At 37.7% G+C, this 12799-nt stretch carries 9 protein-coding genes; 8 read left to right on the forward strand and 1 reads right to left on the reverse strand.

Translation table 11 applies throughout. From position 1 onward, the window contains the following. The first annotated feature begins 53 nt into the window (after window positions 1-53). The 6 genes from ACIQXW_RS14990 (at window position 54) to ACIQXW_RS15015 (ending at window position 7884) form a co-directional block, all read left to right on the forward strand. Window positions 54-875: a DUF1444 domain-containing protein gene (locus ACIQXW_RS14990; protein ID WP_340823003.1), complete on the forward strand. Its 822-nt coding sequence runs from the start codon at window positions 54-56 to the stop codon at window positions 873-875. Then, the gene (gene ytpR / locus ACIQXW_RS14995; protein WP_402763341.1) at window positions 875-1489 is read left to right on the forward strand and encodes a YtpR family tRNA-binding protein; all 615 of its coding nucleotides are present in this window, start codon (window positions 875-877) and stop codon (window positions 1487-1489) included. Before ACIQXW_RS14990 ends, ytpR begins: the two co-directional genes overlap by 1 nt. A 205-nt stretch (window positions 1490-1694) precedes the next feature. Further along, a complete protein-coding gene (locus tag ACIQXW_RS15000) occupies window positions 1695-5087 on the forward strand; it encodes a DNA translocase FtsK (protein WP_402763344.1) in 3393 nt (1130 codons plus the stop codon). 222 nt (window positions 5088-5309) lie between these two features. Beyond that, the gene (murC, locus tag ACIQXW_RS15005) at window positions 5310-6623 is read left to right on the forward strand and encodes a UDP-N-acetylmuramate--L-alanine ligase (protein WP_402763347.1); all 1314 of its coding nucleotides are present in this window, start codon (window positions 5310-5312) and stop codon (window positions 6621-6623) included. A gap of 116 nt (window positions 6624-6739) precedes the next feature. Next, complete coding sequence (locus tag ACIQXW_RS15010) at window positions 6740-7246, forward strand: DUF948 domain-containing protein (protein WP_340823007.1); 507 nt, start codon at window positions 6740-6742, stop codon at window positions 7244-7246. Between the two features lie 134 nt (window positions 7247-7380). After that, window positions 7381-7884 carry a YtxH domain-containing protein gene (locus tag ACIQXW_RS15015; protein WP_340823008.1) on the forward strand — a complete coding sequence of 168 codons (504 nt, stop codon included), beginning with the start codon at window positions 7381-7383 and terminating at the stop codon, window positions 7882-7884. A gap of 207 nt (window positions 7885-8091) precedes the next feature. On the opposite strand, the gene ACIQXW_RS15020 is transcribed toward ACIQXW_RS15015, so the two are convergent. After that, entirely contained in the window at window positions 8092-10248 is a 2157-nt protein-coding gene (locus tag ACIQXW_RS15020; RefSeq protein WP_402763351.1) for a cell division protein FtsA, read from the reverse strand. Window positions 10249-10420: 172 nt separating this feature from the next. Between ACIQXW_RS15020 and ACIQXW_RS15025 the strand changes: the two genes are divergently transcribed. After that, window positions 10421-11506, forward strand: coding sequence for a bifunctional 3-deoxy-7-phosphoheptulonate synthase/chorismate mutase (locus tag ACIQXW_RS15025; RefSeq protein ID WP_340823011.1), 1086 nt, complete (start codon window positions 10421-10423; stop codon window positions 11504-11506). Between the two features lie 175 nt (window positions 11507-11681). Further along, window positions 11682-12692: a catabolite control protein A gene (gene ccpA, locus ACIQXW_RS15030; protein WP_340823014.1), complete on the forward strand. Its 1011-nt coding sequence runs from the start codon at window positions 11682-11684 to the stop codon at window positions 12690-12692. The last annotated feature ends 107 nt before the right edge of the window (window positions 12693-12799 follow it).

Consider the following 12799-nt stretch of genomic DNA (forward strand, 5'->3'; position numbering starts at 1 on the left):
CGGTTCACAAAATTATGTGAGCCGTTTCATTATGAAGAAAGGACGTGAGCTAATTGAAACAAATAAAATCAGAGCAACTTGTGTCCCTATTAAAAAAGCAGTTAAGTGAGCAAAAATTTGATTTTCAATTTGACAAAAAGCAAGATAAACTACGCTTGAATCATAAAAAAATAGGCAAAGGGATGGAGCTCTCTTTACCAGGTATTTTAGCAAAATATAATGAAAAGCAAGAGGCAGCTGTTGAAGAAGTTGTTTATACAATTGAGCAAACTTTTTTGGCGATGGAGCAGGAGCAAGAGCGAGGCTTCAAAGAATCAGGGCAAATTTATCCGGTTATTCGCGCAACATCGTATCCGAAAGCTTCAAAAGAAGGACATGCATTTATCACTACAGAGCATACTGCAGAAACTCGTATTTTCTATGCGCTTGATTTGGGAAAAACGTATCGCTTTATTGATGAATCGATGTTAGAAGAACTAAAATTAACAGTGGAACAAATACGAGAGATGGCACGATTTTCTGTCAAGCAGCTACCAACTGTCTATAAAAAAGATGAAGTAGCAGGAAATGTCTTTTATTTTGTTAATGCAAATGACGGCTATGATGCCAGTCGTATTTTAAACGAAAACTTTTTAAAAGAAATGAAAGCAAAAATTGAAGGGGATATGACTGTATCTGTACCTCATCAAGATGTGTTAATACTAGGTGATATTCGTAATGAAACAGGGTATGATGTATTAGCACAGATGACGATGCATTTCTTTGCGGTAGGGACAGTACCGATTACGTCATTATCATTTATTTATGAAGATGGGGAGCTTGAACCAATCTTTATACTAGCAAAAAACAGAGTAAAAAAGGAGCAAGAAAAATAATGAATGTATTTTACAACAAAGAGCATGTAGGAGACGTATTATTAGTACAATTGGCAACAGAGGCGATTGTAAAAACAGAATTAGTACGCGCTGGGGATATCGCCATTTTAAAAGAAGCCCAAACTGGGGAAGTAAAAGCATTTAACTTATTTAATGCGAGCAAGTATGTTCAAGTAGAGGCGCGAGGGAATGTTGAGCTTACACCAGAGTTTGTAGCACAACTTGAAGCCGCTATTGAAAGTAATGGCGCTGCGATTAGCCTTGATGTAGATTTCACACCAAAATTCGTTGTAGGCTACGTAGAAACAAAAGAAAAGCATCCAAATGCTGATAAATTAAATATTTGTACTGTAAATGTAGGTGAACAAATACTTCAAATTGTATGTGGTGCACCGAATGTTGATGCTGGTCAAAAAGTAGTTGTTGCTAAAATTGGCGCTGTAATGCCTTCAGGAATGCTTATTAAAGAAGGGAATTTACGTGGTGTTGATTCATTTGGCATGTTATGCTCAGCGCGTGAATTAGCCATTCCTAATGCTCCATCTGAAAAAGGTATTTTAGTTTTACCTGAGGATGCAGTAGTAGGCAGCGCGTTTGAAACACCAACTCGATAATTATATAAATTGTAAAAGAATCGTTAGACTACCAATAGCTGGTGGTATAACGATTTTTTGTCTAGGTCGGGCCTATAAATACAAGTTTCTATATCATTTTTATGGTATGCTTTTTTATGTGGACATTGAACTTAGTTTTATTAGTCAATTATTGAAAACTAAAACAATGCTATAAATGAAGTGTAAGAGAAATGAGTGAAACAACGTGAATTGGTTTAAAAAGAAAATTGAAAAAATTTTAAATAGAGATGAATACGAATATGATGAATATTATGAGGAGTATGAAGAACAACCGGATCACCAACAGCCGTTAAATGAAACATCGGATACGAGACAAAAAACTTTCCGATTCCCTTTAATCGATGATAAAGAAGATATGCCTCAAGCTTCACAATCAAGAGACGTATTTGATCAAATGGATGACTCATATGGACAAATTGAAGATTTAACATTACCAAAACATTTAAATCATAAAATGGCAGATTCTCGTGTTTACGATATAGAGGTATCTGGTATTCGTGAATTATTAGAAAATCGTTCGAAGCGAACTGGCAGAACGACGACTACACGAAGTCAGCCTAAGCAACAGCAAGAATATCCAACTAAAGCAAGTATGGTTTTTCGCGATGCACAAGTTGAAGCTAAACCTGTTCAAAAAGAGCCAATTGTGAAACAGGAAAGTAAAGTAGAGGATATTTTACAACAGAATCGAAAACGCTTTGTGCCAACGGATGTCCCTTCACCAGTTTATGGCTTTGCAAAACCAAGCCCAATTGAGCAGTTATTAAATAAACGGAAGGAAGAACAGGAAGCCGAAATGCCTTCTGTGGCTAAGTTTGCAAAAGAAGCGACAACAAACGAGCCTATTGAAAATATACTAGAAGAAAAAGAGCCTATCAAAGCCTCCATTGATGTCCGTGAATTGCTTGAGATACCTCGCTCTATCGAAGCGCCATCAAAGCAACCACATGCAACTGAGGAAATTGAAGCAACTGAGCAAAGCCAATCAACGGATGAAGTGAATACGGAAGAACCTTCAAAGCAACTTATTACTTTTGAAGAAGTTGAAGTAGCTGAGCAAAGCCAATCAATGGATGAAGTATATATGGAAGCGCCATCGAAGCAACCGATTACATTTGAGGAAGTTGTAGCTGATGAGCAAAATCAAATAACAGATGACGATAATTTGGAGCTACCTGTACCACAAACGACATCATTTGCAGTGAATTTTGAAGAGCAAATTAAGGAAGCGGTACAGCAAGAACTTGCTGTCGAGCAACTTTCTGCTGATCAGTCTGAAATTCATGTGAAAGAAGTAGTTGTGGAACAATTACAAATTGAGAATTCTACGATTCATATTGGAGAAGTGACAGTAGTCCAGCCAACTAATGAAGAGGTCAATCAAGAAATAGTAGAGGAACCATCTGTAAAGCAAGAGAAGAGTCGCATTCCATTTAATGTTTTAATGTTAAAAACAGATAAAGAGAAATGGCGAATTTCACAGCAATTAAAATCGATATCAAAAACGACTACAGAAGAAAAGCAAATTGAGAGTGCGTTTATTCGCGATAATTATGAAGCTGTAGCGTTGTCAGAAGACAAATCAACACCTTCACCTCAACCTATTGTTGAAGTAGAGCAATCAAATCAAGAGCCATCACCGAGAGAGGCAGAGACAGAAAATATTTCTGTCATTACGATGTCACCTGTAGCAACAATGACACATGTGCCAACTAAAGAAAATATAGCGATTGAAGCCGAGGTAATGGAAGAAATTGCAGCAACAACGTTTGTAGATAATGTTTTACCACAAGAAGAAACTACAGGTATTGAAGTTGATTCAATTGAAGAAGAATCGACACCAATGATGTTTGTAGAAAATGTTCTGCCACAAGAAGAAACTCCAGTGATTGAAGCTGGAACGATTGAAAATAAGCCAGCAATAATGATTGAAGAAAATGCTTTACTACAAGCAGAAAATTCAATAATAGAAGCTGAGCTAATCGAAGAAAATACAAACCCAGCGTCTGTGAAAAATGATGTTGTACTTGCCGAGCAAACAGAAGAAACCATTGCAATTCAAAGCATTGAAGAATCTGAAATAGTCGAGGGGAATCTTACTGATACATTGGTCATTTCTGATGTTGAAGCTATAGAAAATGAAGTTAGTCCTCCAAAGCCTATTCATGTTTACCAAAAACCAACGGATGAATTTTTAGAGCCGCCTGAGGAAAAAACACAAGATACAGAGTGGATGGAGCAACAAGGGGACACACTAGTTGAAGCACTATCTTATTTCCAAGTGTCAGCACAAATTGAATCGATTATGCAAGGTCCAGCGGTAACTCAATTTGAAATTACAGTAAGTCATGGTACGAAGGTAAGTAAAATTCGTAACTTAGCAGATGATTTGAAACTTGCTTTAGCTGCAAAGGACATTCGAATTCAAGCACCGATTCCAGGAAAAAGCTCTATCGGAATAGAAATTCCTAACCGAGTATCTCGTGCTGTTCGTTTATCGGAAGTGACTAATAGCGCTTCTTTCCTCGACTCCGATTCACCACTAGAAGCTGCATTAGGTCTAGACTTAACAGGGAAGCCTGTGACGATTGATTTACGTAAAATGCCACATGGCTTAATTGCCGGGGCGACTGGTTCAGGTAAGTCTGTTTGTATCAATTCTATTTTGGTTAGTTTATTGTATAAAGCTGCACCACATGAATTAAAACTAATGCTGATTGATCCAAAAATGGTAGAGCTTGCTCCGTTCAATCATATTCCTCATTTAGTCAGTCCGGTCATTACGGATGTTAAGGCTGCAACAGCAGCGTTAAAATGGGCCGTAGAGGAAATGGAACGACGTTATCAGTTATTTGCTCATGCAGGTGCACGTGATATTACACGTTATAATGCTTTAGCAGATAAAAATAATGAGCATAGTTTAAAATTACCGTATATTTTAATTGTCATTGATGAGTTAGCAGATTTAATGATGATGTCGCCTGCTGATGTCGAGGAAGCGATTTGTCGTATTGCTCAAAAGGCACGTGCTTGTGGTATACATTTAATTGTTGCAACACAAAGACCTTCTGTAGATGTTATTACAGGTCTTATTAAATCCAATATCCCTACACGAATTGCCTTTGCGGTATCTTCACAAATCGATTCGCGTACAATATTAGATGGGCAAGGAGCGGAGCGATTATTGGGACGAGGCGATATGCTATATTTAGGTAATGGCATGTCTGCACCAGTACGTTTGCAAGGGACGTTTGTTACAGATGACGAAATCGAATCGATTATCGATCATGTTCGTGAGCAAGGCGAACCAGATTATATATTCGACCAAGAAGAACTTTTAAAGAAATCAGAAGTTTCGGCAGAGCAAGATGATCTGTTTGAGGATGTTTGCCGTTTTGTGTATGAGCAAGGTGGGGCCTCTACATCTCTTATTCAACGGAAGTATCATATTGGGTATAATCGTGCTGCACGATTAATTGATATGTTGGAATCGCATGGTTTTGTGTCGGAGGCAAGAGGCAGTAAACCACGTGAAAGCTATATTACCGAGCAAGATTTAATTGCTATGTTTGAATAAGAATTGCATTGTTTTCGTAAAGATTATCTTACTTTCGTCAAAATTAGTTTTTTTAGAAAAGTTGCACATTTATCCTTGTGCATAAATAGTGCTATAATAGACAAGATGTTTTAACATAGTACGTATTTTTCTGTACGTGTAAAGGTATTAATACCTAGTGCAAAATACGATACACCTAATAGATGATAGATGGGATTTTGTATTTCCCGGGGGGTTTAATTAATGACAGTTTTTCATTTCACAGGCATTAAAGGTTCTGGCATGAGTTCGCTTGCACAAATCTTATTTGATGCTGGTGAACAAGTACAGGGCTCAGATATTGATAAATATTTCTTTACGGAACAGCCGTTGCGTGAACGAAATATTCCAATTTTCACATTTAATGCGGATAATATTAAAGAAGGTATGACAGTAATTGCAGGGAATGCTTTTCCTGATGACCATCCTGAATTAGTTCGAGCACGAGAAATCGGTGTTGAAATTATTCGTTATCACAAATTTCTTGGTGAGTATATTGGCAATTACACATCGATTGCCATTACTGGCGCACATGGTAAAACTTCTACAACGGGCTTAATGGCAAATGTTGTAGGCGGCTATAAACCAACTTCTTATTTAATCGGGGATGGTACAGGTGCAGGCCATGAAAATGCTAACTTCTTTGTGATGGAAGCGTGTGAATATCGTCGACACTTTTTAGCGTATAATCCTGATTATGCGGTGATGACAAATATTGATTTTGACCATCCAGATTACTTTGCGAATATTGAAGATGTGTATGCAGCCTTCCAATCACTTGCATTACAAGTGAAAAAGGCGATTATCGCATGTGGCGATGATGAACATCTACAACGTATTCAAGCGAAAGTACCTGTTGTTTATTACGGGTTTGGAGCTGAAAATGACTTTGAGGCACGTAATGTTGAAAAAACAACTGAAGGCACAACATTTGATGTTTTTGTGCGCAATGAATTTTATAGTACTTTCTTTATCCCATTATTTGGCGACCATGCAGTGTTGAATACATTAGCTGTTATTACACTTTGCCAATATGAGGGTATTTCATCTGAAATTATTCAAGAACGTTTAAATACGTATAAAGGTGTAAAAAGACGTTTCACAGAATCGAATATTGGGGATCATGTTTTAATCGATGATTATGCGCACCATCCAACAGAAATTCGTGCAACGATTCAATCGGCTAGACAAAAATATCCTGATCGTGAATTAGTAGCGATATTCCAGCCTCATACATTCACGCGTACCCAAGCGTTTTTACAAGACTTTGCAGACAGCCTTAGTCTGGCTGATACAGCATACTTATGCGATATATTTGGTTCTGCAAGGGAAACACAAGGTGCACTTTCAATTCAAGATTTAGCTTCTCTTATTGACGGAAGCGCTGTAATTACTACAGAAGGTATTGATGTGTTAACAAAGCATAAAGATGCAGTATTTTTATTTATGGGTGCTGGCGATGTTCACAAGTTCCAAGATGCCTTTGAAGATGTACTTAAAAGCAACGAAACAGCTTAATCCGCAAGGAATAAGCTGTTTTTTCTAAAATATGAGAAGGATTTAAGTTTTATTTGTCGAAGATAAGGTAAGTAATAGTATACAGAGAGAAATTATTACTAGCAGGAGGTCTATTTATGGAAGTTATTTTGTATATTGCAGCAATAATAGCAGCGATCGGTTTTTTATTTTTATGTGTGAGCGTCGGTATGACGTTATTTTCACTCAAGTCAATTCTTAACAGTTTATCTGGCACATTAGCAGGCATTGAGAAACAAATGGAAGGGATTACACGCGAAACGACTTCTTTGTTAATTAAAACAAATAGCTTAGCCGAGGATATTCAACAAAAATCTGAACAGTTAAATACTGTTGTTCATGCGGTGAAAGGAATGGGTGACTCTGTAAATGGTTTAAATGCTTCAGTACAGCAAATTACGTCATCGATTTCAAAAAGTGTTGAACAGAATGAAGAAAAAATTGCGCAAGTTGTTCAATGGAGTAATGTCGCAATGGGCATTGCAGATAAATGGAAGAAGCGTAAAGTGATTGAGCAGGCACCAGGGATAATGCCTGAGGACGTATATAGTTTTGAGGAAGTTCAGGCGGACAAGCCGAAAAGAAAATGGGGTCGCAAAAAATAATTATTATTTAGCAGGTGCTTTCTTTATGCCAGCTGAATATAAATAAAGCCTTAGGCAATTTTTATTGTATGACACGTACAAGTGGAAATACATACGTCTAGGCGCATTAGATTATAAAATGGGAGGAATTGTCCATGACTACACAAAAGCCAAACTTTAACGAAGTGAAAGAACAACAACTAGAAAGTACATTGCCACAGCTTTATAATTCGCAGGATTCGATCTATGAAGAGGAGCGTGTAAATATGAAAGATTTCGTCATTGGCGCTTTAGTTGGGGGTATAGTGGGTGCAGCTGCAGGTTTACTATTAGCTCCGAAATCAGGGAAAGATTTACGTAGTGATGTGGCAGTGCAAGCTGTTAATTTAAAAGATAAAAGTGCTGATTTATCATCAACAGCTAAGGATAAAACAGTGCAATTATCTAAACAAATTCAAGAGCAATCTTCGCAATTGGTAGAAAAAGTTAAGACGCTTAAGACTGCAAAAGCACCAACTGTTTTTGATGATGGCACTGTCTCTTTCGAAGGGGAAGAGCCGCTTGAGGACTTTATTGATGATGCTAAATCAGAACAAGAAGAAGTTCCAGAAAAAACAGAACAAACTGATGAAGATAAAGCACAAGAGGTTCGTGCTTAAAGTAAAAAAGCTGTAACTAAAAGAAAAAGTGTTAGATTGATTACAATCAATCTAACACTTTTTTTCTATGCCGTTGTTTTACGACAATTGCTTTTCGTGGGCACATTACATTGTAAGCTACAACCCTCGGATTGCCTGCGTCTTACGCTGTGTACGTTCTGAGCAGGAGTTACCGCCTTCGCAACCAACAACTAGCGAAATACCTTTTTATAATGATAAAGATGCATCTTCAAGGACTATTTCAAGTTGGTCGCCACCGAAGATTTCTGTATCAAATGTTGCGAGTTGTCCATTACGCAGAATCGTAAAATTACCTTTAAATGTTGTAGGTAGTTGCCAATTTGAAAAGCGGAAAACATCCTGGTAAATCCAAGGACTTCGATCTTTTTCATGAATGGCAATTGTCGCACCGTTGGGAACGGTTGAGAGTGGTGAAACAACTGCCTGGTTAACAACCATTTCATTCGTTGTTTTTTTCAGCTCTAATAGCTCCTGTTGGAAATGTATGATGATTTTATCCTCAAGTAAAACATTCATATGGTCAGCTATTCGCTGTACAGTTGGTAACGACGGTTGCGAAAAGGTAATGATATCGTTATGTTGAACAGCAAATGACAGTTTACCAGGTTTACCGTTAATGAGTAGTTGTGCGGAACAAGCTGGTAAATATAATGGCTTTCCATCTACATGAACAACAAAAGATTCGAATTGCTTTAACAAATTATTATTGTTAGTAGATTTAAATATATCCTCTACCGTTTCAGCTATTTCAAACGCGATAATATCACGATCGTTTAACATAGTATCCATTGATACAGGGGAACCATTGACAGTAATTTTTGGTTCGATAACATACTTTGTTTCTTGAATTGTTACTGTTTTAGTTACCGCTTGATCCACAATATCTTTTACTGTAGCAGTGGCTGGATGACCATCTTGACCTTCTATTAACTGAATGGCATCGCCTGTTTTAATAATTGTTTTTGTAGAGGCTTGTTGACCATTTACTAAAATTTTTGCTGGTTGACCGTGACCTCCAGGTATGAAAATATCTTGTCCGTTAACACTAATAGATAATCCATGGCCTGGCTTGCCATATAATTGTTTAGCCCGAATATTTGCAGCTAAAAATGCATCTCCAACTGTCATTTCTTTTAATTCAAAAAGACGTACAATTTGTTCATTTACTGTTAAGCTCATATATTGTATCGGCATTTTCTTTGCAGCAATTGCGATGCCAATGGGTGTTACGAGCTCAGGAGATGCTTTAATATGCTCTTCCTTTGTTAAATTTTGAATGGCATCGACACCGCGTACGGCAATTCGGTTTGCTGGTAAATCCAGTACTAAGCCAATCTCCGTTGTAAGATTAGGTGTTAAACTACCACCACCAACGAGCATTACAGCTTTTGGGGCAGTCCGATTATTAAGGCGCAATATTTCTTCTCCAATAGCCTTCGCAAGTTGTTTAACAGCAGGCTCAATGGCTGTAAGTACTTCTGATTTTGGATAGTATTGGTCAAAGCCTAAAATATCTTGTATTAAAATTTCCTCAGCACAGTGCAGTTGACGTTTTGCTTCTTCAGCCACTGGGAAATCAAGTAAATAATGGTCGCTGAGCGCCTCTGTAATTTCATCACCTGCTGTTGGCACCATACCGTATGCAACTACTGTACTTTTATCGGTAATGGCAATATCTGACGTACCAGCTCCAATATCGACAAGTGCAACATTTAGACGGCGCATTGTAGGTGGTATTAGAACATTGATTGCAGCAATAGGCTCTAGTGTTAGAGCACCCATTTCTAAATTTGCACGTTTTAAGGCAGCGATAAGAGATTCAACTACAACACGTGGAAGGAAAGTTGCAATGACTTCAATTTGTGCTTCGTCACCTTGCTGATCAAGAAGGCTACCAATTTCTTCACCATCTAAACGATAATAAAGAACAGAATAGCCAACGCAATAATAGTGACTCGTTTTGGCATCCTCTTTATGCTGTAGGAGCTGTTGCTGTGCCTGTTGAACTGCCTGCAATTCTAAACGGCTAATATCTTCTTCAGTAAATATGGGGCGGTTACGAATATTAATGGTCACGCTTGCCTGCTCTGTTTTTAATGAACGACCTGCAGCAGCGACACTTACTTTTGATAAGGGCCCATGCTTGTCTTCGAGCTCTTGTTTAATTACATTAATTAATTCAGCCACATACATGACATTATGTATTTGACCATCTACCATGGCCCGTTCTTTGTGTTCTTTTACTAAAATATCTTGTACATGAAAATGATCATTATCTTCCTCTAAAATAATGCCAACAACAGAACGTGTACCGATATCAAGTGCAAATAATTTTGAACTCAATGTAATCGCTTCCTTCCTTGAAATAACTCAAAATAATTTAGCGAGTTGAAGCGCTAAATTAAAAATGCGTGACATTCTGAACAACATTGATTATAATGATGCTAATATCTAAAAATGTAACATACATTTCAGAGTTCTGAAAGTGTCTGTCATGGGGAGAGGAGCAAGAAGCATGAGCCAAAAAGATTTAGAAAGCTTACGTAGTCAGATTGACGGATTAAACTTAGAAATTCTTCGTCTAATTAACGAACGTGCAGCTGTAGTAGATGAAATCGGTAAAATTAAAGAAAAACAAGGTGTTAATCGCTATGATCCATTACGTGAACGACACATGCTTGATCTAATTAAAGAACACAATAACGGTCCGTTAAACCAAATGACGGTTGATTATATTTTTAAACAAATCTTTAAAACAGCTTTAAAACAACTTGAAGCTGATAAAAAGAAAGAATTACTAGTTTCACGTAAGAAGAAATCAGAAGATACTGTCATCAATATTAATGGTGAACTAATCGGCCAAGGAAAACCATCCTTCGTGTTTGGTCCATGTGCTGTTGAATCATACGAACAAGTAGCAGCAGTTGCTGCATCTATTAAAGCTAAAGGTGAAAAGTTAATCCGTGGCGGTGCTTACAAACCTCGTACTTCTCCTTATGACTTCCAAGGTCTTGGTTTAGAAGGGCTTAAAATTTTAAAGCGTGTATCTGAAGAATATGGTTTAGGTGTTATTACGGAAATTGTAACACCGGGTCATTTAGAAGAAGCACTTGATTATATTGATGTTATCCAAATCGGTGCTCGTAATATGCAAAACTTCGAGTTATTAAAAGCAGCGGGTGCAACGAACAAACCAGTATTATTAAAACGTGGTTTAGCAGCAACGATTGACGAGTTCATTCATGCAGCAGAATACATTATGTCTAAAGGGAATGAAAACATCATCCTTTGTGAGCGTGGTATTCGTACTTACGAAAAAGCAACGCGTAACACATTAGACATTTCAGCAGTACCAATTTTAAAACAAGAAACACATTTACCAGTATTCGTCGATGTAACACACTCAACAGGTCGACGCGACTTACTATTACCATGTGCGAAGGCAGCAATTGCAATCGGCGCAGATGGTGTAATGGCTGAGGTGCATCCAGATCCATCTGTAGCACTTTCAGATTCACAACAACAAATGGATATTCCAACATTTGATGCATTCTACGAAACGCTACAAAAATTCATGAAGAATCACGAAATTCACGCATAATATTTTCACACCGCTTGCGCAATAAGCAGGCGGTGTTTACTATATCGTGACAAAAAAATGTCTATAATAGTACTATTTGTACTTGGTATTTCATTTCATGTATGTACTCTTCTTGAAAATGGGGCGAAAATTATCGTATGATAAGGCTATAAAAGGAAAAAGGGAGGCACGTACGATGACTGTTACAATTTATGATGTTGCACGAGAAGCGAATGTTTCGATGGCAACCGTTTCTCGTGTAGTCAATGGTAACCAAAATGTAAAACCAGCAACACGAAAAAAAGTATTAGAAGTAATTGAACGATTAGAATATCGTCCGAACGCAGTAGCGCGAGGGTTAGCAAGTAAGAAAACTACAACAGTTGGCGTGATTATCCCAGATATTGCAAATAATGTTTACGCGGAGCTGGCACGTGGTGTAGAGGATATCGCTACAATGTATCGCTACAATATTATTCTTGCCAACTCAGATCAACATGAAGATAAAGAGCTACAGTTGCTAGATACAATGCTAGGTAAACAAGTGGACGGTATTGTGATGATGAGTGATGAAGTAACAGAGAAAATGCAACAAACGATGGATCATTCACCAGTACCAATTGTTCTTGCGGGTTCTGTAGATGAATCACAAACAATTGCCACTGTTAATATTGATTACTTTCAGGCAGCTTATGAAGCAATTTCGTTACTGATTCAAAACGGTCATACACGAATTGGCTTTGTAACAGGTCCTCTTACTTATACGATTAATGGTAAATTTAAGCTTGAAGCTTATAAAAAAGCACTGCAAGATGCAGGGTTAAGTATAGATGAATCACTAATTGCTGCAGAGGAATCTAGCTATGATATGGGCTTAGAGGCTTGGGAAATATTATCTGCCCTTGAAAACCCTCCAACGGCTTATTTTGCAGGAAGTGATGAACTTGCAATCGGTTTGATTCATGGTGCACAAGATGCTGGTAAAAATGTACCTGAGGATATCGAGGTCATCAGTTTTGAAAATTCTAAGTTAGCTCGTATGGTTCGCCCACAGCTTACAAGTGTAGCATTACCGCTATATGATATCGGGGCAGTAGCGATGCGATTATTGACGAAGCTTATGAATAAAGAGCCTGTAGAGGACGAAAAGGTAGCGGTTATATTACCACACCGTATTGAACATCGCCAATCAGTTAAAAGCAAATAAGAAAAAACACGTAAATCTAATTTTATGATTTGCGTGTTTTTTTATGTGAAAATGTGTGCTTCAGTAAAGGTTGTTGTCCGCTATGGCGAACGCTTTCCGCAAGGCAC

The organism is Lysinibacillus sp. NPDC097162 (genome assembly GCF_044762185.1).
Classification (GTDB): domain Bacteria; phylum Bacillota; class Bacilli; order Bacillales_A; family Planococcaceae; genus Lysinibacillus.

Bases quoted from the DNA above. Each gene is read 5' to 3' on its own strand.
- ytpR (WP_402763341.1), top strand. From the start codon at position 875: ATGAATGTATTTTACAACAAAGAGCATGTAGGAGACGTATTATTAGTA.
- murC (WP_402763347.1), top strand. From the start codon at position 5,310: ATGACAGTTTTTCATTTCACAGGCATTAAAGGTTCTGGCATGAGTTCG.
- ACIQXW_RS15010 (WP_340823007.1), top strand. From the start codon at position 6,740: ATGGAAGTTATTTTGTATATTGCAGCAATAATAGCAGCGATCGGTTTT.
- ACIQXW_RS15015 (WP_340823008.1), top strand. From the start codon at position 7,381: ATGACTACACAAAAGCCAAACTTTAACGAAGTGAAAGAACAACAACTA.
- ACIQXW_RS15025 (WP_340823011.1), top strand. From the start codon at position 10,421: ATGAGCCAAAAAGATTTAGAAAGCTTACGTAGTCAGATTGACGGATTA.
- ccpA (WP_340823014.1), top strand. From the start codon at position 11,682: ATGACTGTTACAATTTATGATGTTGCACGAGAAGCGAATGTTTCGATG.